This is a genomic window from Bacillus sp. SIMBA_005, from assembly GCF_046535585.1.
Lineage (GTDB): Bacteria > Bacillota > Bacilli > Bacillales > Bacillaceae > Bacillus > Bacillus pumilus.
Map to the genome: position 1 here is coordinate 473,122 of NZ_JAWRWI010000002.1, position 25,335 is coordinate 498,456.

The following is a 25,335-nucleotide window of genomic DNA, read 5'->3' on the forward strand; positions in this document are numbered from 1 at the left end:
GCAGTCTTTTTTCTTCTTTTAATGAATGTACATATCGCTGACAAGAATATCCTTTAACACACTTGTTGGAATCGTGAATTCAACTACACCCATGTAACCAGGCGCCACATCATATTCATTAAAGGAAATCACCAGTTTGCCTTTTGAGTTGATATAGAAGCTTTGATCTGGCTGAATCTTCTTAAACGGATCAACCGTATCTTGCTTGGTAATCCAGTAAATCTTATTTGAATCCTCTTTCATCTGTTTCTTCATTTGTTCTTTAATATTTTCACTAATCACATCAATATACCGATCATCTTTAAACAAGCTTGGTAATGTAATGAGTACATGGTTTTTCTTATCCACCGTATCATACGTCATTTCCTCTGCCGCAGAAGCCTGAGTCGTCACCTTGTATCGACCTAGTGAAAGAATTTGATCATTGTTTGTTTTCACTTCATATCCGCTCTCTACACTCAAATGACCATTTTTATAACCCTTTGTTTCCTTTTCAAAATCTTGATACAGCTTTTTGTTTTCAGCTAAATATTTTTGATTCAGGCTGTCTTGTAATTTTCCGTCCCCAAGCCCTGAAACGTGTGGTGTTTTGAGGTCAATATTCGTTCCTTGATCACTCTTTTTAAATTCTGTGAATGTCACGACTTTCACTAGCTCGCCAATGACAGGAATCTCCGAAATCGCTCTTGCCGCCTGCGGGCTGACATTCACAGTCGTGACAAATAAAGCAGCCGCAGCAACAAGTCCGATCGTCCATTGCTGAAAATGAGGTTTTTTATTTTTTCGTTTTAATGTTCGTTCAACCATAGCATCAAATTCCGGCGGAATAGGGATTTCTAAATATTCCTCTTTTAACTGTTTCAAATGCTTATCCATTTATATTTCCTCCTGCGATAATTCTACTTTTAAAAGCCGCAACGCTTTATATAATCTTGTTTTGATGGTGTTTTCGTTTTCTTCGAGAATGTGGGCGATGTCCTCTAGTTTTAAATCTTCAAAGAATCTCAAAATAATGATGACCCGGTACATGTCGGGCAAATCCTCTATGGCTCTTCTGACATCTTGATCTTCATAGACATCTGATTCACCTTGTGATAAGAACTCAAGTGTATCATCGTCTGTCACCTGCACCCGCTTCTTCTTTCGTAAAAAGTCTAGGGCAGCGTTCACCACGATTTTATAAAACCAGCTATGCATTTTGCTTGCATCCTCTAATCGGTGAACAGATTTGAGTGCTTTATGAATCGCCTCTTGAACGACATCCATCGCATCTTCCGGGTTTTTGACATAACTATAGGACAATCGATAAAAACTGTGTTTATGCTCCATTACGTAATCAGCAAATTGATCCTCAATTTTTCGTTTCTTCATTTTACAAAGAGCTCCTTTATCTTAAATGCGCATCGGTTATTTCTTACAATGGATAGACGCGCACCTTTTGAAAATAGTTTGCGCTCGATTATTTTTTTAACATGTCATTCCATTTCCGTTTCTATACAAAAAGAGCGAACCAGACAGGTTCACTCCTTCAAAGCGGATATTGTTTGATGGACAAATTGTTTAAGTGGGGAAAGCGGATGAATGATCGGAATGCCTGTCTCCTTTTCCATCTGCTGTGCCGCATGAACCATCGATAGCTGCATCACGCAAATGTCTCCACTTTTTTTCATACATCTTCTGAGCTGCTTTTTAATTTGCTCCTCATAAGCGGACATATCACCGTTTAGGCAAAGGTGAAAGACATCCTCCATTACCATAACCTCTGCATCAATTTGTTTGCCGTGCTCTTTTGCATATGACTTTAGCCGCTCCATAGTCCCATCCACTGTATCCGGGTTTGAAAATACAAGTTGAAGAGGCCCTTTTCTCTGACAAATCAGCTCAAATAACGGCTCATCGATCGGAACAATCGGTTGTTTAATGAGATGCTGCTGATCGCCCAAAGCGGCAATATATTGTGTACACGTGAGCAAAATGATGTCGGCTTCATCTTCTTTCATCAATTTGTTGATGGCATAGGTTTGCTGCTTGTGAGGGTTAAAATCTGGATCTTGTGTGGCACGTTCTATAAATGATGAATCAACCGTGTGATGCAGCTCAATTTCAGTATCACGAAACACGTCTTCTATATAGGACTGATTAGACGGATGGGCATGAAGGCAGTGTAATCGAATCATCAGGTTCGCTCCTCGTGAAAGTTTTCAATCATTATATCAATCCTTGTATGAAATAGGGAGAAAGATGACCATATTGTTAGGGAGATATCGAAGGAGGGATTCGAAATGAAAGAAGATCAACACCCTAAGCCATCCTCAGAGTCAGAAGACACTTTAACAAATCGGCAAGGTCACCCCGTAACAGACAATCAAAATATGAGAACCGTTGGAAATAGAGGACCAACTACGCTTGAAAACTACGATTTCCTAGAAAAAATCAGTCATTTTGATCGCGAACGTATTCCCGAACGTGTCGTCCATGCGCGCGGGGCGGGAGCTCACGGTTATTTTGAAGCCTATGGCACATTCGGTGATGAACCTATTTCTACTTATACAAGAGCAAAATTATTTCAGGAAAAAGGGAAAAAGACACCTGTTTTCGTCCGTTTTTCTTCTGTCATTCACGGCGGTCATTCGCCAGAAACATTGCGCGATCCGAGAGGGTTTGCAATTAAATTTTATACAGAAGAAGGCAATTGGGACCTCGTTGGAAACAACCTGAAAATTTTCTTTATCCGAGATGCTTTGAAGTTTCCAGATTTGGTTCATGCTTTTAAGCCAGACCCTGTTACGAATCGGCAGGACGGCGAGCGTATTTTTGACTTCGTCTCGCAATCTCCTGAAGCGACACATATGGTGACATTTCTCTTTTCACCATGGGGCATCCCAGCAACCTATCGGCACATGCAAGGCTCAGGTGTCCATGCCTACAAATGGGTGAACCATGAAGGAAAAGCGGTGCTGGTCAAATATCACTTTGAACCGAAGCAAGGTATTCGCAATCTGACACAAGAACAGGCTCAAGCGATACAAGGTGAAAACTTTAATCATGCCACACAGGATTTATATGAGGCCATTGAGCAAGGAGATCATCCTGAATGGGAGGTCTATGCACAGATCATGGAAGATGATGCCCACCCTCACCTTGATTTTGACCCGCTTGATCCGACAAAGCTATGGTACAAGGATGACTATCCATGGAAACCGATCGGACGAATGGTGTTAAACAAAAATCCAGAAAATTATTTCGCTGAAGTTGAGCAGGTCGCCTTTGGGACTGGCGTTCTCGTAGATGGTTTGGATTTCTCAGATGATAAATTGCTTCAAGGGCGCACCTTCTCTTACTCTGACACGCAGCGATATCGTGTGGGACCGAACTATTTACAACTGCCAATCAATGCACCGAAAAAGCATGTCGCCACGAATCAAAGAGATGGGCAAATGGAATACCATGTCGATCAAGGCAAAGGGCAAAATCCTCATGTGAATTATGAACCATCGATCCTCGGCGGATTAAAAGAAGCCAAACAGGATGGAAAGGATCATACGCCTTTTGTAGAGGGTGACGTCAAACGGGAAGCCATTGACCGCCCGAACGACTTCGGACAAGCTGGAGAAACGTATCGCCGCTTCAATGATTGGGAACGTGAGGAATTGATTAAGAACTTAGTCAACACCCTTGCGACCTGTCAAAAGGACATACAAGAGCAAATGATCGAAAACTTTACAAAGGCAGACCCTGATTACGGAAAGCGTGTCGCTGACGGCTTAAAAGCCTTCAAACAAGAACAGCCAAGCGGACCTATAGGCTCTACAGGCGCCGCACAAGCCGTGAACGAAGCAATTAACAACAGCACACCATCAGATCCTTATTAAATAAAAAAGAATGCAGCGCCTAGGCTGCATTCTTTTTGTATCCATCGATTAAGCGTTTTGACCCTTTTTGATCCATTCTGCTACATTGACTGTACGTTTTGCTTGATGTTTTGCAGCAGCTTCTGCATCCTCTTGGATCTTTCCGTTTTGGTCAACAGTGACACTCACGCCGTAAGGGTTACCCCCTGCACCGTACAATGAGTCATCTGTGTATCCAGGAGCAGCAATAATCGCTCCCCAGTGGAACATCGTTGTGTAAAGGCTCAGAACCGTCTGTTCCTGCCCGCCATTTGGGTTTTGTGCAGAGGTCATCGCACTTACTGCTTTGTTTGCCAATTTCCCTTGGAACCATAGGCCGCCAGTAGTGTCTAAGAATTGCTTCATTTGAGCCGGTAAGTTACCAAAACGTGTTGGCATGCTAAAGATGATGGCATCTGCCCACTCCAAATCACTTAATTGAACCTCAGGAACATCCTTTGTTTCGTCTAAGTGTGCTTTCCATGCTGGATTTGATGCTACAACTGATTCTGGTGCCAATTCAGCAACCTTTAATACTTTAACTTCGGCGCCTGCTTCTTTCGCTCCAGCCTCTGCCCATTTTGCCATCTGATAGTTTGTACCTGTTGAACTATAATAAATAACTGCTAATTTTACGTTTTCCATTTGTTCCATCTCCTTTTGTTTGGTTTGCCCAAAAAGCTTCTGTAAAAAACCCATCTATATTCCCTACCTTCATTAAAATTGACGACGATACCATAATGCCGCAGCATCGACTTCTTCTCTCGTTAGCTGATGTCCGCGATTTTCCCAATGTAGTGTGACTGAAGCGCCTGCGCCTTTAAGCAATTGCTCGAGCTCTTGTGATTCCTCCGGGCGGCACATTGGATCATTTTCACCAGCTGCGATAAAGACTTGTTTCCCCGCCAATGAAGGCAATGAAACTCCGCGTCTTGGAACCATTGGATGATGCAGGATCGCTCCTTTTAACGCATCCTCGTAATGGAATAAAAGACTTCCTGCAATGTTTGCCCCATTGGAATATCCGAGAGCGACGACATTGTGACGATCGAACCCATATTCATCTGCTGCTTCTCCGATAAATGTATACAGTTCCTCTGTCCGCTCAATTAAATCCTGCTCATCGAATATACCTTCTGCTAAACGTCTGAAAAAACGCGGCATACCGTTTTCCAACACATTTCCTCTCACACTAAGAACAGAAGCGTCAGCATCAACTAAATCGGCAAGCGGCAATAAATCTTCTTCCGTTCCGCCAGTACCATGCAGTAATAACAAAACAGGTCTTTGTTCATTCTTTCCTTTTCGAAAAAGATGTTTCATCATGCATCTCCTTTCCCTTTCAACTCTCTCACTTCTATTGGCAGCACAATTTGTTCAATCTGACTGCGCTGCGCTTCATATTGCGGTGGCAGTTTCAATGCTTCCCCCATAGTTTCCACTGATTCATCGTGTGCAAACCCTGGAGGATCAGTTGCAATTTCAAATAATATGCCGCCAAGCTCTCTAAAATAAATGGCATTGAAGTAATTTCGATCTTGCACAGGTGTCACTTGATACCCGCTTTGTGCAATATGTCTTTGCCAATCTAACTGGTCCTGATCATCTGTCGCTCTCCATGCAATATGATGCACCACCCCAACACCCATACGTCCGCGTGCAACTGGTGTCTTGTTCACATCAATGACATTGCCGATCTCACCAAACGAACGGAATCTCACATAGTCCTCTTCTTCTCCAACGCGTTCAAAACCCATTGTTTGTTCTAGCAGCTGCATCGTTTGCTCTGGCTGTGATGTTAATAAAACAGCTCCCCCAAACCCTTTTATCGCAACATCTGGCGTAACGCCGTTAAATGTCCAATCATTTTGTTTTCCCTCCGCACGTTCTACTAGCTCAATCAACAAGCCGTGTGGATCTTCAAATGAGAGAAAGGCTTCATCAAAGCGTTCGACCATTTCATAAGAAACATCAAACTGCTCAAGACGTTCCTTCCAGAAAGAGAAAGCGCCTGGTGGTACAACATATGTCGTCACGCCCACTTGGCCTGCGCCAATTTGTCCCTTTTGAGCACCTGGCCAAGGGAAAAACGTGATAATCGTTCCCGGAGATCCTCCTTCATTTCCAAAATATAAATGGTAAGTGCCTGGATCATCAAAATTCACGGTCTTCTTCACGAGACGAAGTCCTAAAACACCTGCATAAAAATCAACGTTCTCTTGAGGATGCCCTACAATTGCTGTGATATGGTGAATTCCTTCTGTTTTCTTCACTTCTAATGACCTCCTAATCATGAAGTAACAAGCCTCTATTCATTATGTCTTTACTGACGTCTTTATATTATCTCGAATTCGAGATATTAAACCAAAAAAATATATTTATCTCGAATTAAGGATATGCTGTTTTTAAATAAAAGTCAACGATTTTTGTTTTTCCTTTTAAAAAAGCAGGTCTGCTTTTACATAACAGACCTGCTCTTCCATGATTATCGCAGTAATTTTTTCTTTTTTAAATAGGCTTTCGCTACCTGAAATGCATCCTTACCTTTCACATTCACTTCATAATTCATTTCTCTCATCTCATCGTCTGTGATTTGACCACCGAGCTTATTGAGAGAAGCCTCAATCTCAGGGTACTCCGTTAATGTCTCCTGCCTTAACAGCGGTGCTCCTTGATATGGCGGGAAAACATGCTGATCATCATCAAGCACCTTTAATTTGTATTGCCTCAATTCACTGTCTGTCGAATACGCATCGACTAAATTGATATCTCCTTTTTGAATCGCTCGATACCGAAGCTTCGGTTCCATCGTCACTACATCATCAAAGGAAAATTGATAGGTCTTTTGAATACCTCGATACCCGTCCTGTCGATCAGAAAATTCTAAGGTGAATCCAGCCTTTATGCGATTCTTGATTTTAGCTAGATCAGAAATATTGGATACATCATATTGATCAGCCAGCGACTGAGGCACAGCTAAAGCATACGTATTGTTGTAAGCCATCGGCTCAAGAAGGCGGAGCTGAAAGGATGATTCCAAACCGTGCCGCGCTTGCTCATATACTTTTTCTTTATCTGTGCTTTTCGCTGTTTGTTTGAGGAACTCAGAAATTGCAGTACCCGTAAACTCAGGATAAATGTCAATATCACCAGAACGTAAAGCTTGAAAAACAAAAGACGTCTTGCCAAGACCAGGCTTAAGACTGACTTGAATATCCGTATCCTGTTCAATTAAAAGCTTATACATCGAGATCAGAATTTCAGGCTCTGATCCTAGCTTTCCACCGATGGTGATTTCTTTTTTTTGTTGTTGAAACAGTGCTGGACCCGCGACAATAGCTCCTGCAATCACAGCAAAAACCGTCACAGAAATCACAGTCTTTTTAAAAGAAATTTTCTCAAACGTACGCAGCACCACATCAAATAAGAGTGCGAGTAAGGCTGCTGGTATAGCGCCAATGACAATGAGTGACATATCATTTCGGTCAATTCCCAGCAAAATCAGACTTCCTAATCCCCCAGCTCCGATCAGTGCGGCAAGAGTGGCAGTTCCCACAATGAGAACCATCCCGGTTCGGATACCTGCCATGATAACTGGCATGGCCAGAGGCAGTTCCACCTTTAATAACCGTTTACGATGATTCATTCCCATGGCAAGCGCCGCTTCTCTCAGGGAAGGATCGACTTCCTGAATACCTGTATATGTATTTCTTAAAATAGGGAGTAGGGCATAAACGACAAGCGCAATAATCGCAGGCACTTGTCCAATCCCAACGAGAGGAATCAGCAAGCCAAGCAGCGCAAGTGACGGGATTGTTTGCAAGACCGCCGTCACCCCAATCACCCACTCTGCAAGCTTTGGCACCCTCGTTAAATAGATACCTAAGGGAATGGCAATCAAAATGGCTAAAAATAAAGCAATAAACGAAATTTGAATATGCTCAAGTAAGGCGTGACCTAATTGTTCTTTTCGATCCAATAACACATTGATCCAATCATTCATGTGACTCGCCCCTCTCTCTAGGTGAATCAGCTAAAAACTGAATCACAGCTTGACGATTCACTAGTCCAATTCGCTCCCCATCCTTTTCCACAGCCAATTCCTCATGCTTTGCCAATTGGGATAAGACCTCATCCAGCGTGGCATGTGCTGTGATCACTTCATAGCCTAAAAGAGCCTCGTGAGCCATTGGTCTAGCCAAGACTTCTAGCTCAAACGCATGATGCCCCGCATGGCGAGCAGCCCCGGAGACAAACTCCCGAACAAAAGCATTGACTGGGTGTTGAACCAATTCCTCTGGACGACCAATCTGCACCACTTTCCCTTCCTTCATGATACAAATTCGATCACCAAGCCTCATCGCCTCCTGCATATCATGTGTCACGAAGACAATAGTCTTTTGAATACGGCGCTGCAAATCAAGCAGATCATCCTGCAATTTCTCCCTTGTTAATGGATCTAACGCACTAAAGGGTTCATCCATTAGGACAATCTCAGGATCAGCTGCAAGAGCACGTGCCACACCGACACGCTGCTGCTGTCCACCAGATAGCTCTGACGGCTTCCGATGTCGATATATAGCTGGATCAAGCCCAACCATCTGCATCAATTCATCCACTCGCTTATTGATCTCATTCCGGCTCCATTGTTTGAGCTCTGGTACTACAGCGATATTTTCTTCAATGGTCATATGAGGAAAAAGAGCAATTTGCTGCAGAACATACCCAATATCCCAGCGCAGCTCATACAGATCATAATCATTTATTTTTTGACCCTTTATGTAAATCTCACCTTCTGTAGAAGAAATGAGACGATTGATCATTTTCAATGTCGTCGTTTTCCCGCTCCCACTAGGTCCAATGAACACAAAAAACTCACCCTTTTGAATCTCTAAATCAACGGATTCAACGGCATAACGCTCATCTGAAAATTGCATCGAAACCTTACTAAATTCAATCATCTTCCCACGCCCTGACTGCAATTATTTTCTAGACTACCAATATGACAGATCGACCCCATATTTGTATAGAACAAACTGTCACTTTTACTCTCTTTTACATACTTCCCCTAAGGTGCCCGCCAAAAACAGCTCTAGTCAGTTCGGATGAGATCTTCTTGAGACAATAAAAAAAGCGGAGAGCTCGAGGCTCTCCGCTTTTAAGTCAACGACTTACTCACCAGTAACGTATGGAAGTAATGCCATTTGACGTGATTTTTTAATCGCTAATGTCAATTTACGTTGATACTTAGCGCTAGTTCCTGTTACACGACGAGGTAAAATTTTACCACGCTCAGAAACAAACTTTCTAAGAAGATCAACATCTTTGTAATCGATGTGCGTGATACCGTTAGAAGTAAAGAAACATACCTTACGACGTTTCGCACGACCGCCTCTGCGTCCACCTGCCATTTGTTTTCACACCTTTCCTTTAGTCATTAGTTTTATCAGATCAATTAGAATGGCAAATCATCATCGGAGATGTCAATCGGTTTACCGTCATTCGCAAATGGGTCATCATTGAAGCTATTTCCCTGATTACGATTTTGTTGGTTGCTTTGATTGCCATATGGATTTTGACTTGGTTCATTTCCAAATGGATTCTGATCGTTTTGGCTACCGCCATAATACTGGCCTCCGCTATTACCACCGCCGCTGTATCCACCTGAACCAGCACCGCCGCTCTTAGGCTCAAGAAATTGAACACTTTCAGCTTGAACCTCTGTCACGAAGACACGCTGTCCTTGCTGATTTTCATAGTTTCTTGTCTGCAAACGACCGTCTACACCGGCAAGACTTCCTTTTTTCAAGAAATTAGCCACGTTCTCGGCTTGTCTTCTCCAAGTAACACAGTTAATGAAATCGGCTTCACGCTCTCCAGATTGATTCGTAAACGTACGATTCACAGCTAGAGTAAACGTGGCTACAGCCGCACCATTAGGCGTGTAGCGAAGCTCAGGGTCTTTTGTTAGTCTTCCGACCAATACAACACGGTTTAGCATATTGAAAGACCACCTTTAAATATATATTTCAATGATTTATACTTCTTCTTTAACAACAATGTGGCGAATGATATCGTCACTGATCTTAGCTAAGCGGTCAAATTCTTGAACTGCTGCAGCGTCAGATTGAACGTTTACGATTTGGTAGAAGCCTTCACGGAAATCGTTGATTTCATATGCAAGACGACGTTTACCCCAATCCTTTGTTCCAGTGATCTCCGCACCGTTAGAAGTTAACACGTTATTGAAACGCTCGATAACTGCTTTTTTAGCCTCATCGTCAACTGTTGGGCGGATGATGTACATAACTTCGTACTTTCTCATCTGATTGCACCTCCTTTTGGTCTAAGCGGCCCTATACGGGCAAGGAGCAATAAATTATATTACTCACAATTGTATATTATAACAAATTACTTGGCCTATGACAAGAACCTATACATTAAAACGGAAATGAATGACGTCTCCATCTTTCACTATATATTCTTTACCTTCTAGACGGACTTTTCCAGCCTCTTTTGCAGCAGACATACTTCCACCAGCAAGTAAATCTTCATATGCAACCGTTTCAGCACGAATAAACCCACGTTCAAAGTCCGTATGAATGATTCCAGCACATTCCGGTGCCTTCATTCCCTTTTTAAACGTCCAAGCGCGTACTTCCTGCTCACCTGCTGTGAAATAAGTAGCTAAACCAAGAAGTGAATAAGATGCTTGAATCAGCTGATCTAGACCTGACTCTTTGATACCAAGCTCTTCAAGGAACATCTGCTTCTCTTCTCCTTCAAGCTCTGCAATTTCAGACTCGATCTTCGCACAAACAACGATGACTTCAGCATTTTCACCAGAAGCAAACTCACGGATTTGCTGCACATATTCGTTGCCGTCATGATCTGCTACTTCATCCTCACTCACATTTGCTACATAAAGAACTGGTTTAGATGTGAGTAAATGAAGCTGTTTCACAAGCTTCTGCTGCTCATCTGTAAATTCTACAGATCTTGCCGATTTCCCAGCTTCAAATGCGTGCATTAGCTTCGACAAAATATCAAATTCAGCTACCGCTTCCTTATCCTTTTGTTTTGCAAGCTTACTGACACGAGCCAAACGTTTTTCAACTGTTTCTAAATCAGCCAAAATCAACTCTAAATTAATGGTTTCGATATCTGACACAGGGTCAACCTTACCTGATACGTGTGTGATGTTATCATCTGCAAAAGCTCTCACCACGTGACAGATCGCATCTACTTGACGAATGTGAGAAAGGAATTTATTCCCTAAACCTTCACCTTTTGAAGCCCCTTTGACAATACCGGCAATATCAGTGAATTCAAAAGCAGTCGGAACTGTCTTTTTCGGCTGCACCAATTCTGTTAGTTTTTGCAAACGTTCGTCTGGAACTTCTACAATTCCAACGTTTGGATCAATGGTACAAAACGGATAGTTAGCAGACTCCGCTCCAGCCTGTGTAATTGCATTAAATAGCGTTGACTTCCCGACGTTAGGTAAGCCAACAATACCAGCTGTTAAAGCCATTCTTTCATCTCCTCTATATCAAACGTGCTCGTTATACTGCGTAATATGAACCTAGAGCAATTATAAGTAGGTTTACATGAAAAGACAAGCTAACCATTATGCATTATCAATAGAAGAAACATTGCCAAAAAGAATAAATCAATGCTTTAAAACGGGAATTTGCATCTAATTCTTCTATACAAAAGACGAATTTCATTAAAAAAGCATGAGGCCTACTTAAGCAGTTGGCTCCTCATGCTTGACGAGAATTTTCTTCATTTTTCGTTCAAAGTCTCTTCTTGGGATCATGACGCTATGCCCGCAGCCTTCACATTTAATGCGAATATCCATGCCCAACCGAATCACTTTCCACCGATTGACACCACATGGATGGGGTTTTTTCATTTCAACGACGTCATGCAACCCAAACGCTTTGTCTGCCATCAGCTTTCACCTCTCTTGCTCACTTCATTGAATCTATTGTACAAAAAAACGGCGATGAAGAGCAATGCACAAAACAAAGGCCCTCTTTCAATCGTTCCTCCTTTTCTTTTTTATAGAAAAAACCCTTCTTTTAGATCATTTCATTTGTGACCAATAGTTACTTAAACTCCGCTTTTTTTCAATATTGTCACAAACACTGTAGGTCAAAAGGTTTTTATTGGTAGAACGCTGTGGTTTTTCCATATTTTTTGATTTATGATATCTGCATAAATGTTATGTGAGGGAGCAGGTACGATGGTCAATCGAAAGGATAGATTAACTGATAAAGAATATAAAATCATATCCGATCATGCTGGAAACATAGATAATTACCAGCAGCACCATACGATAGAAATAGGTCAGCAAATGCTCACTGTCCATGATTTTCTCAAGGTCGATCATCAATTATATGGTTTAACGATGCAGCCGGAACAATCAGATGAGTTCATCGTCGCTTTTCACTGTCCGATGCCAAAGCAAATGCCGGTGACCTCGCCACAAGATGTACACACCGCGGCACAGTCATTGCTTAAAACGGATTATGCCTATCCCATTGAAAGGAAGTCCCTTGATGTCAATCGAGATCATGTCTTTTTTAAAGGGAAGGAATACATAGAGCAAGTCAGTCAGAAGCATCCCAATGCAGGTATCTATCTCACTGGACAAGCCCTTGCCGGTGCTGTTTGTGCTTATGTTGCAACAGAACAGTCAGCTGTCAAAAAAGCCGTCACCTTTGATAGCCCCAATATATGGAGCAGTCTGGCGCCTTCGATTCAGCAGAAAGCGCAGCAAGGTCAATATACACGGATCTTGACTGAATATATTCAACCTAGTCATTATGTAGGTTTACTCAATCGTCATGATCATGGAGTTGGTCAAGTGAAGTACACCATGCCGCCACAGCAGCAAGGCAATGTCCAAGAACCTGTTAAATATAAACAAAGAGAAATTGACACCTTTTTAAAATCAGCTTTTGCGTCTATGAATATAGAATGGAACGAATCCTTTGATACAAATGCTTTTTTAGCGCTTATTTCTGGGAGCTTAAAAGGAAACGGGTATTCCTTCCACAAAGATGGATCTGCCCGAATTTTAGATGAACAGCTTGATCATAATACAAGTTTTACAGCTATGCTGTTGCAAGAAATCCATTCTGGACGTGCATATGCACAAAGTGGTCTGGAAATCATCATAAAATCCCATTTACTGAAAAATTCATCCTACGATCTCCAAAGTGTGATTGAACATGAAGTACACACTATATTTGATAAAATCGATGGGATCGATGAAAGTGTAAAAGACGCCGTCCAGCATGTAAAACAAGAACTCAAAGGACTCGTAGGCTTTGGCCACTATGATTTATTAAGTCCAAGTGATGTGGAAGCACTGATAGAAGAAGTCAGGATGGAACAACATCATTCCTCCTTTTATTCACATGAAAAGCAACTGAATGCCCTATACACCTTGAGAGATTACGAACAAGAACTTTCTACCCTTTCAAGACATATGTACACAATGGGTGATGATTACGCCAAGGCAGATAGGCGCCTTGCGATGCAAATGGGTATTCATTAAGAAAGGAGTCGCCGCATGATCAATCAAAATAAACCTCCTAGTGACGCCCAGCGTTTCTTGCAAAATGTGAGTGCCCGCCGATCCATGTCTGTATTTGAAAATCAATCGGCACCACAAACACAAACGCAGTCCCCAGAAGAAATAGCCGCAATTCAGGCCATACGAAGAGAAGGACAGCGAAAGGATCTAAAACGGCTGCTCAAAATGCGGCTGCATGACGAATTAGCAAACACTCGTGTGCACTTGGAGTATCAATTGTCTAAAACCGAAGACATGATCAATCAGACGACCATTGTCAAACAACACATCTCCCAGCATTTAAAAGGACAAGCCATTTCAGAATTAGAGGAACGCCTTCAGCGTCTCCAGCAAATGCCAGTCTATGATGATATCAAAGACGCCATTGACTCTATTCGGATAAAATAAGCACAGCTCTGACAAAGAGAGGTGCTTATTTTATTTTATCAATATAATTTTTAGGGCGAGTAAATATCTTTTTACTTAAAATCGGATATAGCATTAAACACACAAGCAAATAAAGATTCAGCAAGCTATATATCGGATATAAGAAAGCAATTAAATCGGCAAACCCAAGAGATGTCAAAGGCGCCATCAATAGAAGCATTACGAAAACAACCAGCCAGCGGGGCAATGGTACAAAAGAGAGCATTCGGCTCGATAAACCAAATAAACCTGCGGCTGTCGTCGTATAAATGGCTAGACAAAGGACAACAGTCATAAACACAAACAATGATGTCGGCGCTCCTTCTAATACTGTAAACAAAGGAATGCCTTCTGCTGATAGGCTCCCAGAAATATCAACCAGTATTTCGTTATACACGTACGAGATGACCCCAAAAATCAGGCCACTTAATATACTCGCCACTTTGGCCTCGCCAAGGCCCTTCATTTCTTTTCCAACCGAAGATAGCACTGCGACCACAGATAAGATATTCAAAGAAGCAAAGACAATGCTGGCAGGCCAATTATACTGCTGCCCAAAATCGATCCGCCACATATGATCATGGTTCATATAATAAAAAACAAACGCATAGATGAGCCCCGCCACCAAAATTGGTATAATGAAGGCATTCACAGATAAGAGCCCTTTCACATCCCAGAAAAAAATCATAAATGAAAATAAACAAAATGCACCGATACCCACCCAAAATGGCACATGATACATCTCGAGCGTCACTCCGCCACCGGCAATCATGACTGTCGTTGTCGTGAATAAATAAAGGACAATTAAAACGTCATACACTTTAGCCAGCCATGGACCGACAAGCCGCTCTAGCACTGGCACAAAGTGATCGGCACGTACCTCATAACTGATTTTTAACACCACATAGGTAGACAGCATGAACATCAATGTAAACAGTAGAATGGCTAGTCCACTATCAATGCCAAAAAACTGCCAAATTTCTTGGCCGGAAGCATACCCCGCTCCTATTAAGCTTCCTAAAATTAAAAGCGTCCACCTTGAACCAGCCTTCCACACAATCATCACCTCATAGGTATAGAATTAAGCTTGTTTCCGTATACTGTTACTAACTACTATGACAAGGAAGTGAGACCTATGAATAGCAAGAACGGTCTTTTTTTTAGAAATAGGGTGAAAGAATACGTGTCCCATACGGATACAAACGCCATTCAACAGCTTAAAAGTATTTTATTCTCGCATCTTCAGAAAGCAGGAAAAAGACCCGTTGCCATCGTTTGTATTGGAACAGACCGCTCAACTGGCGACTCACTAGGTCCACTTGTTGGTACAAAGCTTTCAGGTCTTGATTTGAAAAAGCTTCATGTATATGGAACGCTCTCTGATCCAGTTCATGCGGTCAATTTAAAAGAAAAGCTCGCTGAAATTGAACAAGCTCATAAACATCCGTTTATTGTAGCGATTGATGCTTGTTTAGGAAGAGTGAAAAGTGTAGGCTCCTTCCAAATTGGAGATGGACCGTTAAAGCCTGGAGCGGGTGTACAAAAGGAGCTGCCAGAGGTAGGAGATATTCATATTAATGGGATCGTCAATGTGAGCGGCTTTATGGAATACTTCGTTCTTCAAAACACACGCCTTCATCTTGTCATGTCTATGGCCAATACACTTTCTGAAAGTCTATCTCATATTGATCAAATGGATTGGACGAGAGAAAAAAACCGTTCTCTTTTCGCACCTATTCAAAATATCACTGGGAGAATATAAAAAAGACCATCTCGTATCAAGATGGTCACTCTGATGCTTCTCTCGTAGAAAGCAATTCAAGGATTCTTTCTAAGTCTTCGTTGGAGAGAAATTCAATCTCTATTTTTCCTTTTTTCTTCTGTTTCTTGATCGTCACTGAAGTGCCAAAGTAGTTTTGTAAGAAAGACTCTCTTTCTTTCAACACTCGATCCTTTGGTGCTTCTTTTTTCTTTGTTTCACGTGGAACATTTTCGTTTAACTGCTGAACAAGTTTCTCAACCTGACGTACGTTTAACCCCTCGTCCACGATTTTCTTTACCAATGGCGCCAGCTTATTTTTATTTTTCAAGCTAAGCAATGTTCTTCCATGCCCCATCGATAACGTTCCATCTGCAATCAGCTTTTGTACTTCATCCGGTAAAGTCAAAAGACGGAGATGGTTCGCAATATGCGGTCTGCTCTTCCCTAATCGCTTCGCTAATTCCTCTTGCGTCACACTTAGGTGATCTAGCAAAGAAGCATAGGCTTCCGCTTCTTCCAATGGAGATAAATCCTCGCGTTGCAGGTTTTCTAAAAGGGCAATCTCTCTCATGAGCGTTTCTGAAAATTCTCTGACGATCGCAGGAATCGTTGTCAGACCAGCTTGCTGTGCTGCACGGAAACGACGTTCACCTGCTACAATGTCATATCCTTTAATCGATTTACGGACAATGATGGGCTGTAAAACACCGTGCTGCTGAATGGATTCTTTGAGATCAGACAATGCATCTTCATCAAACGTTTTCCTTGGCTGATATGGGTTCGGACGCAATTCCTTTATTTTGATTTCTTCAACCGTTTCTTCATTTGAGTCTACAGTGTTAAATAATGCATTAATACCCTTTCCAAGACCTTTAGCCATTCGCATCCACTTCCTTTGCTAAGTCTAAATAGACATCTGCACCTCTTGAACGTGGATCATACAAGATAATCGGTTTCCCATGACTAGGCGCTTCACTCAGTCTCACATTTCGCGGAATCACGGTCTGATAGACTTTATCTCTAAAGTATTTCTTCACTTCTTCGATGACTTGAATCCCAAGATTTGTTCGTGCATCAAGCATTGTCAGCAAGACACCTTCAATGGCAAGATCCGTATTTAAATGCTTCTGCACGAGACGAACGGTGTTTAACAATTGGCTCAATCCTTCAAGCGCATAATATTCGCACTGTACCGGGATTAAAACGGAATCTGATGCTGTTAACGCATTAATCGTCAGTAATCCGAGTGATGGCGGGCAGTCAATAATCATATAATCATAATTTTGCTTAACAGATTCAAGTGCTCTCTTCAATCTCACTTCACGTGAAATCGTAGGCACAAGCTCTATTTCAGCCCCTGCAAGCTGTATCGTCGCAGGAATGACATCAAGATTTTCGACCTCTGTCGTCTTAATTACATCAAGAACATCTGCATCATCAACTAAAATATCGTACACGCACTTCTCTACGTCGGCCTTCTCAATCCCAATACCACTCGTGGCATTGCCCTGCGGATCAATATCAACTAACAACACTCGTTTACCTATGTATGCTAAACACGCACTCAAATTAACAGAAGTTGTCGTCTTCCCAACGCCGCCCTTCTGGTTGGTAATCGCTATGATTTTTCCCACGATGTCACCCACTTTCAACTTAACAAGTTTCTCATTCATTCATACTTCCTATTCTATCAAAAAAAGTATGAAACGTTTGCTTTTTTTGTTTCTCCATTATATATTCGTCAGCAAATGTCTATTTTCGTACATGAAAAGACGAACCTAAACGCATTAAAAAATATATCAATATATCTTTTTTCAAAAAAGATGTGCATAAAAAACCCTCACTTCCATCAAAAGTGAGGGGCACTTGTCAAAATTGTAATCCGCCAATTGTACGCCCTTCGTTCACAATAATCTTAGGGGTCACCGTTTTATAGCTTCTTTTTTTTAAGAATCCATAGGGGGTCTTAATGGTAAATGTCGCATGTCCTACAGCATCGCCTGTTTTAGCATAGGCCTGCCACACAATCTTTGAACAATAAGTCGGGTCCAGCGATTGAATTGACATGGTGATGGAGTATCGAGCCTTTGGATGAGCTTTCACATAATCGCGCGCCCATTCTCCTGCCAGGTCTGCTGTGTCTTCTTGATTAATACGAATGACCTTTGTATTGGCATTATAGCGAAACCAGTTAAGAATGGAATCAAGCTGAGGATGCTGTCGAAACCCTGGAATAGAAGCAAAGCTTTTTTCATTAATGACGATACCTGCATGTCCAACGATTCCCTTCAAAGCATCAGTGTTTGTCACCAATATATCCCCTTTTTTAGGCAAAATATCGGTACCAGGATACGGCTTTCCTAAAAGGCGCTTGATGGTGTGCGGCTTTTCATCCGTCACAAACTCATCCTGCTTGTTTTGTTGTAAGCCATAATCCTTCAAATGATCGCCAGCTGAAATCAAGTCAATTGTGTCACCCTGAGACTCATGATCATGATTTAATTGATCTAAAGTGATCTCTTTCGAAACAGCACCTTGTTTCTTCAGGACGTTCAGTTCTTTTTTGGTCAGTGGACTTTCTTCTGCAGGAACGGTTGGCGAATTCACAGCAAATGTGGTTGTTTCATTTGTAAAAAGAAAAAAAGAAAATAGTAAATAACAAATAATAACAAAATTCATCTTTTTCATTTTCATCGAGTTGTGTCACCTCCTTTCTTCTATGAAAATCACATTTTACCAATTTATGATTAATAAGTAAATATAATGTAGAGTCAACAAAAAAAGCTGACGAGTGGCTCTCATCAGCTTTTTTCTATTTAGGAATGCGAATTGTTAATTGGATATATTCCTCAAATTCCTCTTCCTCGGTATTTATTTTAAGCCCGCTGTCTTCTACCATATGGAGAGACTGACGAATGGTATTCATCGCAATTCGTGTATCACGACTAAACGCCTTACGTTTTGGCTTCGGTTTGCGATCTGTTTTTTGTTCAAGCATTTTCACTACACGCTCTTCAGTCTGTTTTACATTCAGCTGCTTTTCGATGATTTCCTGCAATAGCGCGATTTGTAATTCTGGAAGCTTTAGGGGTACAAGTGAACGTGCATGCCTTTCAGAGATTTTTTTCTCTAAAATGGCCTGTTGTACCTCTTCAGGCAACTTTAAAAGTCTTAATTTGTTTGCAACAGTTGATTGTCCCTTACCTAAACGCTGAGCAAGCGCTTCCTGTGTTAAATCATGAAGCTCTAAAAGACGTGCATAGGCATGAGCCTCTTCAATAGCAGACAGCTCTTCTCTTTGCAAATTTTCAATCAATGCCACAGATGCCGTTTCCGTATCAGTAAAATCTTTTATAATAGCGGGGATTTTCTCCCAATGAAGAGTCTGTACCGCTCTCCAACGTCTTTCGCCGGCGATCAGTTCATATTTTCCTTCTTCTTCTGTCGGTCTGACAACAATAGGTTGAATAATGCCATGGGTATGAATCGTCGTGGCCAGCTCATGTATCTTTTCTTCTGAAAAAATGGTGCGTGGCTGAAAACGGTTTGGCATAATTGTGTCGACCGGGAGCTCCTGTATCTCTTCCTTTAATGTATCATGCTCAGCAATCTCTGCCTCTATTTCGGTTTCACGCTCAGGATGTTCTTTGTCACCAAGCCCGAAGAAGCGTGAGAGTGAATGCTTCATGAACCTACACCACCTTTAAAAACTACCTTTTTATAATTCTATTTTCTCATGTTTTTTCCTTCTGTAAAATCTTAAATATTGAAGAAAAACCGACCTTTTACATGATCAACCTTCTATTGGTGATTTATTAGGTGTTCCTGGTTTTCTAGGATATTTTTTTGGTGTTTGCTTTTTCTTTTCAATGACAATGATGTTCCGTTCGCTTTCTTCTAAAGGAAGAACAAAGGAATGCTTTTCAACAACCTCTCCTCCGAGGACAGTAACGGCTTTCTTTCCTGCTTGCATTTCTTCATCAGCAGCAGATGCTTTTAATGCCACAAACAACCCTTCCTTTTTTACAAGGGGTAGACATAGTTCGCTCAAGACGGATAAACGCGCAACTGCTCTAGCAGTGACAAGATCATAGCTTTCACGCTTTTCCTTACGTTGTCCAAACGTCTCCGCACGATCATGATAAAAAGTAGTATCTTGTAAGTTTAACCCTTTTGCTAACTCATTAAGAAACGTAATTCGTTTCTGAAGAGAATCAACAATGGTCACATGTAGATGAGGGAAGCAAATTTTAAGAGGAATGCTTGGGAAACCAGCACCAGCTCCAATATCGCAAATCGTCGTCACTTTGTGAAAATCAATGAAAAATGATGCAGAAATGGAATCATAAAAATGCTTTAAATACACTTCTTCCTTTTCAGTAATGGACGTCAAATTCATTTTCTCGTTCCATTCTACAAGCATGCGGAAGTAAGTTTCAAATTGTTCAAGCTGCACAGGAGAAAGAGTCATCCCTTTCTCCTCTAGTGCTGCTGTAAATTGTTCAATGTTCATGCCGACATCCTTTCTATTCTGCTATCTTCGCAATACGTCCCTGCTCTAAATATACTAAAAGGATAGAAATATCAGCAGGGTTAACGCCTGAAATACGAGAAGCCTGTGCAACAGAAAGCGGTCGGACTTCTTTCAGTTTTTGTTTCGCTTCAGTTGCAATTCCTTTGATTGCATCATAATCAATACGATCAGGAATCTTTTTGTTCTCCATCTTTTTCAGCTTTTCAACTTGTTGGAGTGACTTTTCGATATAACCTTCGTATTTAATTTGAATCTCTACCTGCTCACACACATCAGAAGGAAGCGGTGTTTCAGCAGGAGCTAACTTCACAACTGATTCATAGTTCATTTCTGGACGCTTCATTAAATCACTTGCACGAATACCGTCCTTCAGCTCACTTCCACCAAGTGAACGAATAAATTCTTGTGTCTCAGCTGTAGGTTTGATGATGACTGAATATAGACGTTTTTTCTCTGCTTCAATGGCTTCTTTTTTCTGCTGGAATGCTTGGAATCTTTCTTGAGATATTAATCCAATATGATAGCCAAGTTCAGTTAATCTTAAATCCGCATTGTCATGACGAAGAAGCAAACGATATTCTGCACGGGATGTTAAAAGACGGTAAGGTTCATTTGTTCCCTTTGTGACAAGATCATCAATGAGAACACCGATATATGCATCAGATCGGCTTAAAATGACTTCTTCTTTACCCAATGCTTTTCTTCCTGCATTAATACCTGCCATAATTCCTTGACCTGCTGCTTCCTCGTAGCCAGACGTACCATTAATTTGGCCAGCTGTATATAATCCAGAAATTTTCTTCGTCTCGAGTGTAGGCCACAACTGAGTAGGCACAATTGCATCATACTCAATGGCATAACCCGCTCTCATCATTTGTACATTTTCGAGCCCTGGGATGGTAGAAAGCATGCGCTGCTGTACATCCTCTGGAAGACTTGTAGATAATCCTTGAACATACACTTCCTGCGTATTACGACCTTCTGGCTCTAAGAAAATTTGATGTCTCGGTTTGTCATTGAAACGAACCACTTTATCTTCAATGGAAGGACAGTATCTAGGACCAGTTCCTTTAATCATACCTGAATACATTGGAGAACGGTGAAGATTCTCATCAATAATTTGATGTGTTTCTAAACTCGTATATGTTAACCAGCATGGCAGTTGGTCTGTTATATATTCAACCGTTTCATAGGAGAACGCCCGCGGAACGTCATCACCTGATTGAATTTCTGTTTTACTATAGTCAATCGAGTGACTATTCACTCGAGGAGGTGTTCCTGTTTTAAAGCGAACCAAATCGAATCCTAACTCTGCTAGGTGATCCGATAATTTGATGGATGGCTGCTGATTATTAGGACCACTTGAATACGATAGATCCCCTAAAATAATGCGGCCTTTTAAGAAAGTCCCAGTCGTTAATACAACAGACTTCGCACGATAGTTAGCCCCTGTTTGTGTAACGACACCTTTACATTCATCATCTTCTACAATTAAATGATCCACCATACCTTGAAGCATTGTCAGGTTCGGTTCATTTTCCATTGTTTTTTTCATTTCATGCTGATATTGGAACTTGTCTGCTTGCGCTCTTAAAGCACGAACAGCAGGTCCTTTCCCCGTATTCAGCATGCGCATTTGAATATGCGTCTTATCTATATTTCGTGCCATTTCTCCGCCCAATGCATCAATTTCTCTAACGACAATCCCTTTTGCAGGACCGCCTACGGACGGATTACATGGCATAAAAGCAACCATATCGAGGTTGATAGTCAATACAAGTGTTTTAGCGCCCTGTCTTGCAGAAGCAAGAGCAGCCTCAACCCCAGCATGACCGGCACCCACGACGATGACGTCATAATTGCCAGCTTCATAACCCATTTCTTATGTTCCTCCCTTTACTTTCCTAAACAGAATTGAGAGAATAACTGATCAATCAAGCTTTCATGAACAGCATCTCCTATAATTTCACCGAGCTGTTCCCAGCAGCGTGTTAAATCTATTTGAACAATGTCGATTGGTACGTCCATTTCAATTCCTTCAAGAGCATCCTCAATTGATTGTTTTGCTGCCTGAAGTAAGGCAATATGCCTTGTATTACTTACATACGTTAAATCTCCACTTTCAATTGATCCAGTGAAGAACAAAGATTGAATCGCCATTTCAAGCTCATCAATGCCCTTTTCTTGTAATAATGATGTAGTGACCACCGGACGATCCTTTGCTAACTGCTTGACCTTTTCTACATCAAGCTTAGGCTCAAGGTCTGTCTTATTCACAATCACGATGATATCCATACCTGAGACAGCCTCAAAAAGCTTAATATCTTCTTCTGATAATTCTTCGCTATAATTGAGCACAAGTAAAATCAGGTCAGCTTCTTTTAAGACCTGTCTAGATCGTTCAACCCCTATACGCTCAACAATGTCCTCTGTCTCACGTATACCCGCAGTATCGACTAGACGGAGAGGTACACCTCTTACATTCACATATTCCTCAATAACATCTCTCGTAGTTCCAGGAATATCTGTGACAATGGCCTTTGTTTCCTGTACAAGGCTATTCAGCAAGGAAGACTTGCCAACATTCGGCCTTCCTATAATGACAGTGGATAAGCCCTCTCGAAGGATTTTCCCTTGCTGGGAAGTCGAGAGAAGCGACTCAATTTCTTTTTTGACCGATGTCGCTTTTTCCACTAAGACGCGGTGTGTCATTTCTTCCACATCGTCATACTCAGGGTAGTCAATATTGACTTCAATATGCGCCAGTGTTTCTAGGATCTCGCCGCGCAGTCGCTGAACCAAACCGGAGAGACGTCCCTCCATTTGAGTAATTGCTACATTCATCGCTCGATCCGTCTTTGCCCGAATCAAGTCCATGACAGCCTCTGCTTGCGATAGATCTATTCTTCCATTTAAGAAAGCACGCTTTGTGAACTCACCTGGCTCCGCTAATCTTGCTCCTTCTCTTAAAGCAAGCTGCAATACTTTATTGACCGTTACAATTCCGCCATGGCAGTTAATCTCAATAACGTCTTCTCTCGTAAATGTTTTTGGCGCTCGAAGTACTGACACCATGACCTCTTCTATTACTTGATCAGTCCTTGCATCCACGATATGACCATAATGAATGGTATGAGAATCCACTGATACAAGTTTTTTCTCCTTAGGCCCTTTATACATCCGATCAGCGATCTGTACCGCCTCAGGCCCACTTAAACGAATAATCGCAATTGCTCCTTCACCCATCGGTGTCGAAATGGCTGCAATTGTATCCATCGCTCAATCACCTCTTTCTCTACTTTAATTGACAGTCTTTTATCTATTAAATGGACGTTGTCCATCTCTATATCAAAAACGCTTAATCCAAAATTTAAAGATACCATAAATGAAAGCGAAGTGAAAGTATCCTCTATCTAATTATCCACAGCTTTGCATCCTATCTATTTTAACACTTAACTTATCCACATGTGAATAACGACGTTCTAAACTTATCTTCACATCTTACACCGAAACACAATAAATTTAAACGCCCCGATGCCTTTGTTTACTTGTAAAAATGACATTTTCCATTCGAATTACATCCTAACTTTTTAGAAATAAAGGATGAATCTTCTATAGAAACACAATTTTTCAATAAAAAAAGACTAAAATCCAGCTTTGCTGAATTCTAGTCTTTCTGTTATTTTTTATACAGCACCACTACATGACGCTTACTGCCTGTATCTTCCGATGCCGTTGCTAGTTCTTTAGAAAAAGTAGCAATCGTATCATGAATTACTTTTCGTTCGTTCGAAGGCATTGGTTCAAAATGAACCTTTCTCTTCGTTTTTAAAACTTTGTTTGCCATCTTGACGGCATATTGTTCAAGTGCTTCTTGTCGCTTCTTCCTATAATCTCCAATATCGATGGTAATATGATGATACTGATCAGAATAGCGATTAAACACTAGCTGTACCAAGGTTTCTAAAGAGTACAAAGTTTGTCCTCTTTTTCCAATCATTAATGACGTTTTATCTCCATCAATGTGGAAAGAAATCTTTTTCGGTCCCTGTTTGGAAATAATTTTCGCTTTAGGATCAATTGATTTAACAATATTATCTAAATACTGTGTAGCTAATTTAAGAGCATTTCTCTTTTCTATCAACTTGACTACAGCTTGTCTTTTGCCAAATAATCCTAAGAACCCTTTATTTCCTTCATCCACAATTGTGATATCTACTTCTTCTTTTAGAAGCTGAATTTGCTTAAGTCCGGAATCTACTGCTTCTTCGATTGTGCGACCGACAGCAGTTACTTCCTTCATTTTTTATTCCCGCCAGCTTTTTCTTTTGTATCTAATTTTACTTGAGGAGTTTTAATCACTAATGTTTGGATGATCATGAAAATGTTACCTACAACCCAGTACAATGAAAGTGCTGCTGGGAAACTAATAGCAAATACAATGATCATAATCGGCATAACCCATAACATGATCGCCATCTGAGGGTTGTCCGAAGGATTTCCAGCCATCATCAGTTTTTGCTGAATGAAAGTAGCTACCCCCGCAATGATCGGTAATAGGAACAATGGATCTGGACTGCCTAAGTCAAACCATAAGAATGTATGCTTTTTAATTTCTGCTGTTCTCATAATCGCATGATAAAAACCGATTAGGATTGGCATCTGAATTAAAATCGGGAAACAGCCAGCTAATGGATTGACGCCATTTTTTTGGAAAAGGGCCATTGTTTCCTGCTGCAGCTGCTGCTGAGTTTTTTGATCTTTAGAGCTATATTTTTCACGAAGCTTTTTCAATTCAGGCTGCAATGCTTGCATTGCTTTTGTACTTCTTAACTGCTTAATCATTAATGGTAAAATGAGCAAGCGGATTAACAGTGTCACAATAATGATCGCAACCCCGTAGTTTTCACCAGTCAAATTTGCCATGTACGTGATTAATTGAGATAGCGGATAAACAATATAAGAGTTCCAGAATCCCTTACTATCTGATGTGATTGGTTCATTAATTTGTGTACATCCTGCCAATAGAACCAATGCGCCAATCAAGCTAAATATTAGTAATAATCGCCTTTTCAACAAGATTCCTCCCATTACTTCAAACTTTATTTAAGTTGGAATTGATTACGAAAGTGAC

The 25,335-nt window shown here is 41.2% G+C and carries 27 protein-coding genes; 4 read left to right on the plus strand and 23 right to left on the minus strand.

Annotated features, from left to right (window positions below):
- Positions 1–18: 18 nt before the first annotated feature.
- The 3 genes from rsiV to SB660_RS05025 form a co-directional block, all read right to left on the minus strand.
- The gene (gene rsiV / locus SB660_RS05015; protein ID WP_169056112.1) at positions 19–876 is read right to left on the minus strand and encodes an anti-sigma-V factor RsiV; all 858 of its coding nucleotides are present in this window, start codon (positions 874–876) and stop codon (positions 19–21) included.
- Positions 877–1,371 (minus strand): RNA polymerase sigma factor SigV, encoded by a 495-nt coding sequence (sigV, locus tag SB660_RS05020; RefSeq protein ID WP_268497254.1) that lies wholly within the window; start codon positions 1,369–1,371, stop codon positions 877–879.
- Positions 1,372–1,520: 149 nt separating this feature from the next.
- On the minus strand, positions 1,521–2,177 hold the full coding sequence (locus tag SB660_RS05025) for a hypothetical protein (RefSeq protein WP_058013196.1): 657 nt from the start codon (positions 2,175–2,177) through the stop codon (positions 1,521–1,523).
- Positions 2,178–2,282: 105 nt separating this feature from the next.
- Here SB660_RS05025 and katX point away from each other — a divergent pair, with 105 nt between their 5' ends.
- On the plus strand, positions 2,283–3,872 hold the full coding sequence (gene katX / locus SB660_RS05030; protein WP_058013195.1) for a catalase KatX: 1,590 nt from the start codon (positions 2,283–2,285) through the stop codon (positions 3,870–3,872).
- A 48-nt stretch (positions 3,873–3,920) separates the two neighbouring features.
- On the opposite strand, the gene wrbA is transcribed toward katX, so the two are convergent.
- From wrbA to SB660_RS05080, 10 genes are all read right to left on the minus strand, one after another.
- Positions 3,921–4,589, minus strand: coding sequence for an NAD(P)H:quinone oxidoreductase (gene wrbA / locus SB660_RS05035; protein WP_180309749.1), 669 nt, complete (start codon positions 4,587–4,589; stop codon positions 3,921–3,923).
- A gap of 18 nt (positions 4,590–4,607) precedes the next feature.
- On the minus strand, positions 4,608–5,216 hold the full coding sequence (locus SB660_RS05040) for an alpha/beta hydrolase (RefSeq protein ID WP_180309748.1): 609 nt from the start codon (positions 5,214–5,216) through the stop codon (positions 4,608–4,610).
- Complete coding sequence (locus SB660_RS05045) at positions 5,213–6,184, minus strand: ring-cleaving dioxygenase (protein WP_339164654.1); 972 nt, start codon at positions 6,182–6,184, stop codon at positions 5,213–5,215. Before SB660_RS05045 ends, SB660_RS05040 begins: the two co-directional genes overlap by 4 nt.
- 191 nt (positions 6,185–6,375) lie before the next feature.
- On the minus strand, positions 6,376–7,893 hold the full coding sequence (opuFB, locus tag SB660_RS05050) for an osmoprotectant update ABC transporter permease/substrate-binding subunit OpuFB (protein WP_410581619.1): 1,518 nt from the start codon (positions 7,891–7,893) through the stop codon (positions 6,376–6,378).
- Positions 7,886–8,851, minus strand: coding sequence for an ABC transporter ATP-binding protein (locus SB660_RS05055; protein WP_410581621.1), 966 nt, complete (start codon positions 8,849–8,851; stop codon positions 7,886–7,888). The genes opuFB and SB660_RS05055 overlap by 8 nt, the downstream gene beginning before the upstream one ends.
- 210 nt (positions 8,852–9,061) lie before the next feature.
- A complete protein-coding gene (gene rpsR / locus SB660_RS05060; RefSeq protein ID WP_008347556.1) occupies positions 9,062–9,301 on the minus strand; it encodes a 30S ribosomal protein S18 in 240 nt (79 codons plus the stop codon).
- Between the two features lie 44 nt (positions 9,302–9,345).
- Positions 9,346–9,891: a single-stranded DNA-binding protein SsbA gene (gene ssbA / locus SB660_RS05065; RefSeq protein ID WP_003215157.1), complete on the minus strand. Its 546-nt coding sequence runs from the start codon at positions 9,889–9,891 to the stop codon at positions 9,346–9,348.
- A gap of 36 nt (positions 9,892–9,927) precedes the next feature.
- Positions 9,928–10,215, minus strand: coding sequence for a 30S ribosomal protein S6 (gene rpsF / locus SB660_RS05070; RefSeq protein ID WP_003215073.1), 288 nt, complete (start codon positions 10,213–10,215; stop codon positions 9,928–9,930).
- A gap of 108 nt (positions 10,216–10,323) precedes the next feature.
- Entirely contained in the window at positions 10,324–11,424 is a 1,101-nt protein-coding gene (ychF, locus tag SB660_RS05075; protein ID WP_061410195.1) for a redox-regulated ATPase YchF, read from the minus strand.
- Between the two features lie 216 nt (positions 11,425–11,640).
- Positions 11,641–11,847 carry a DUF951 domain-containing protein gene (locus SB660_RS05080; RefSeq protein ID WP_012011910.1) on the minus strand — a complete coding sequence of 69 codons (207 nt, stop codon included), beginning with the start codon at positions 11,845–11,847 and terminating at the stop codon, positions 11,641–11,643.
- A 294-nt stretch (positions 11,848–12,141) separates the two neighbouring features.
- Between SB660_RS05080 and SB660_RS05085 the strand changes: the two genes are divergently transcribed.
- Entirely contained in the window at positions 12,142–13,461 is a 1,320-nt protein-coding gene (locus tag SB660_RS05085) for a hydrolase (protein ID WP_410581624.1), read from the plus strand.
- A 15-nt stretch (positions 13,462–13,476) separates the two neighbouring features.
- A complete protein-coding gene (locus SB660_RS05090) occupies positions 13,477–13,887 on the plus strand; it encodes a hypothetical protein (RefSeq protein WP_339164659.1) in 411 nt (136 codons plus the stop codon).
- A gap of 25 nt (positions 13,888–13,912) precedes the next feature.
- Here SB660_RS05090 and SB660_RS05095 read toward each other — a convergent pair whose 3' ends face one another.
- Positions 13,913–14,968 carry a YkvI family membrane protein gene (locus SB660_RS05095; RefSeq protein ID WP_410581626.1) on the minus strand — a complete coding sequence of 352 codons (1,056 nt, stop codon included), beginning with the start codon at positions 14,966–14,968 and terminating at the stop codon, positions 13,913–13,915.
- Positions 14,969–15,040: 72 nt separating this feature from the next.
- Here SB660_RS05095 and yyaC point away from each other — a divergent pair, with 72 nt between their 5' ends.
- On the plus strand, positions 15,041–15,667 hold the full coding sequence (yyaC, locus tag SB660_RS05100; protein WP_034660655.1) for a spore protease YyaC: 627 nt from the start codon (positions 15,041–15,043) through the stop codon (positions 15,665–15,667).
- 25 nt (positions 15,668–15,692) lie between these two features.
- On the opposite strand, the gene SB660_RS05105 is transcribed toward yyaC, so the two are convergent.
- The 9 genes from SB660_RS05105 to spoIIIJ all read right to left on the minus strand — a co-directional run bounded on the left by SB660_RS05105 (position 15,693) and on the right by spoIIIJ (position 25,283).
- Positions 15,693–16,547, minus strand: coding sequence for a ParB/RepB/Spo0J family partition protein (locus tag SB660_RS05105; protein ID WP_180309741.1), 855 nt, complete (start codon positions 16,545–16,547; stop codon positions 15,693–15,695).
- Positions 16,540–17,301: a sporulation initiation inhibitor protein Soj gene (gene soj / locus SB660_RS05110; RefSeq protein ID WP_034620351.1), complete on the minus strand. Its 762-nt coding sequence runs from the start codon at positions 17,299–17,301 to the stop codon at positions 16,540–16,542. The genes SB660_RS05105 and soj overlap by 8 nt, the downstream gene beginning before the upstream one ends.
- 235 nt (positions 17,302–17,536) lie before the next feature.
- The gene (locus SB660_RS05115) at positions 17,537–18,361 is read right to left on the minus strand and encodes an orthopoxovirus pf05708 family protein (RefSeq protein ID WP_410581629.1); all 825 of its coding nucleotides are present in this window, start codon (positions 18,359–18,361) and stop codon (positions 17,537–17,539) included.
- 118 nt (positions 18,362–18,479) lie between these two features.
- On the minus strand, positions 18,480–19,355 hold the full coding sequence (noc, locus tag SB660_RS05120; protein WP_003214896.1) for a nucleoid occlusion protein: 876 nt from the start codon (positions 19,353–19,355) through the stop codon (positions 18,480–18,482).
- A 105-nt stretch (positions 19,356–19,460) separates the two neighbouring features.
- Positions 19,461–20,180 carry a 16S rRNA (guanine(527)-N(7))-methyltransferase RsmG gene (rsmG, locus tag SB660_RS05125; RefSeq protein WP_003215161.1) on the minus strand — a complete coding sequence of 240 codons (720 nt, stop codon included), beginning with the start codon at positions 20,178–20,180 and terminating at the stop codon, positions 19,461–19,463.
- Positions 20,181–20,193: 13 nt separating this feature from the next.
- The gene (mnmG, locus tag SB660_RS05130) at positions 20,194–22,080 is read right to left on the minus strand and encodes a tRNA uridine-5-carboxymethylaminomethyl(34) synthesis enzyme MnmG (RefSeq protein WP_410581632.1); all 1,887 of its coding nucleotides are present in this window, start codon (positions 22,078–22,080) and stop codon (positions 20,194–20,196) included.
- A 17-nt stretch (positions 22,081–22,097) separates the two neighbouring features.
- Positions 22,098–23,477 carry a tRNA uridine-5-carboxymethylaminomethyl(34) synthesis GTPase MnmE gene (gene mnmE / locus SB660_RS05135; protein WP_044139031.1) on the minus strand — a complete coding sequence of 460 codons (1,380 nt, stop codon included), beginning with the start codon at positions 23,475–23,477 and terminating at the stop codon, positions 22,098–22,100.
- 403 nt (positions 23,478–23,880) lie between these two features.
- Entirely contained in the window at positions 23,881–24,504 is a 624-nt protein-coding gene (gene jag / locus SB660_RS05140; protein WP_061410200.1) for an RNA-binding cell elongation regulator Jag/EloR, read from the minus strand.
- Positions 24,501–25,283 (minus strand): YidC family membrane integrase SpoIIIJ, encoded by a 783-nt coding sequence (gene spoIIIJ / locus SB660_RS05145; RefSeq protein ID WP_095117972.1) that lies wholly within the window; start codon positions 25,281–25,283, stop codon positions 24,501–24,503. Before spoIIIJ ends, jag begins: the two co-directional genes overlap by 4 nt.
- Positions 25,284–25,335 lie beyond the last annotated feature (52 nt).

Coding starts and splice junctions, on each gene's coding strand:
- wrbA (WP_180309749.1), bottom strand. CDS start 4,589: ATGGGTTTTTTACAGAAGCTTTTTGGGCAAACCAAACAAAAGGAGATG.
- SB660_RS05090 (WP_339164659.1), top strand. CDS start 13,477: ATGATCAATCAAAATAAACCTCCTAGTGACGCCCAGCGTTTCTTGCAA.
- SB660_RS05080 (WP_012011910.1), bottom strand. CDS start 11,847: ATGGCAGACAAAGCGTTTGGGTTGCATGACGTCGTTGAAATGAAAAAA.
- SB660_RS05095 (WP_410581626.1), bottom strand. CDS start 14,968: ATGATTGTGTGGAAGGCTGGTTCAAGGTGGACGCTTTTAATTTTAGGA.
- SB660_RS05115 (WP_410581629.1), bottom strand. CDS start 18,361: ATGAAAATGAAAAAGATGAATTTTGTTATTATTTGTTATTTACTATTT.
- SB660_RS05085 (WP_410581624.1), top strand. CDS start 12,142: ATGGTCAATCGAAAGGATAGATTAACTGATAAAGAATATAAAATCATA.
- mnmE (WP_044139031.1), bottom strand. CDS start 23,477: ATGGATACAATTGCAGCCATTTCGACACCGATGGGTGAAGGAGCAATT.
- ychF (WP_061410195.1), bottom strand. CDS start 11,424: ATGGCTTTAACAGCTGGTATTGTTGGCTTACCTAACGTCGGGAAGTCA.
- SB660_RS05105 (WP_180309741.1), bottom strand. CDS start 16,547: ATGGCTAAAGGTCTTGGAAAGGGTATTAATGCATTATTTAACACTGTA.
- ssbA (WP_003215157.1), bottom strand. CDS start 9,891: ATGCTAAACCGTGTTGTATTGGTCGGAAGACTAACAAAAGACCCTGAG.
- opuFB (WP_410581619.1), bottom strand. CDS start 7,893: ATGAATGATTGGATCAATGTGTTATTGGATCGAAAAGAACAATTAGGT.
- mnmG (WP_410581632.1), bottom strand. CDS start 22,080: ATGGGTTATGAAGCTGGCAATTATGACGTCATCGTCGTGGGTGCCGGT.
- rsiV (WP_169056112.1), bottom strand. CDS start 876: ATGGATAAGCATTTGAAACAGTTAAAAGAGGAATATTTAGAAATCCCT.
- rpsF (WP_003215073.1), bottom strand. CDS start 10,215: ATGAGAAAGTACGAAGTTATGTACATCATCCGCCCAACAGTTGACGAT.
- rsmG (WP_003215161.1), bottom strand. CDS start 20,180: ATGAACATTGAACAATTTACAGCAGCACTAGAGGAGAAAGGGATGACT.
- SB660_RS05055 (WP_410581621.1), bottom strand. CDS start 8,851: ATGATTGAATTTAGTAAGGTTTCGATGCAATTTTCAGATGAGCGTTAT.
- sigV (WP_268497254.1), bottom strand. CDS start 1,371: ATGAAGAAACGAAAAATTGAGGATCAATTTGCTGATTACGTAATGGAG.
- SB660_RS05045 (WP_339164654.1), bottom strand. CDS start 6,184: ATGATTAGGAGGTCATTAGAAGTGAAGAAAACAGAAGGAATTCACCAT.
- jag (WP_061410200.1), bottom strand. CDS start 24,504: ATGAAGGAAGTAACTGCTGTCGGTCGCACAATCGAAGAAGCAGTAGAT.
- yyaC (WP_034660655.1), top strand. CDS start 15,041: ATGAATAGCAAGAACGGTCTTTTTTTTAGAAATAGGGTGAAAGAATAC.
- rpsR (WP_008347556.1), bottom strand. CDS start 9,301: ATGGCAGGTGGACGCAGAGGCGGTCGTGCGAAACGTCGTAAGGTATGT.
- SB660_RS05025 (WP_058013196.1), bottom strand. CDS start 2,177: ATGATTCGATTACACTGCCTTCATGCCCATCCGTCTAATCAGTCCTAT.
- SB660_RS05040 (WP_180309748.1), bottom strand. CDS start 5,216: ATGATGAAACATCTTTTTCGAAAAGGAAAGAATGAACAAAGACCTGTT.
- noc (WP_003214896.1), bottom strand. CDS start 19,355: ATGAAGCATTCACTCTCACGCTTCTTCGGGCTTGGTGACAAAGAACAT.
- katX (WP_058013195.1), top strand. CDS start 2,283: ATGAAAGAAGATCAACACCCTAAGCCATCCTCAGAGTCAGAAGACACT.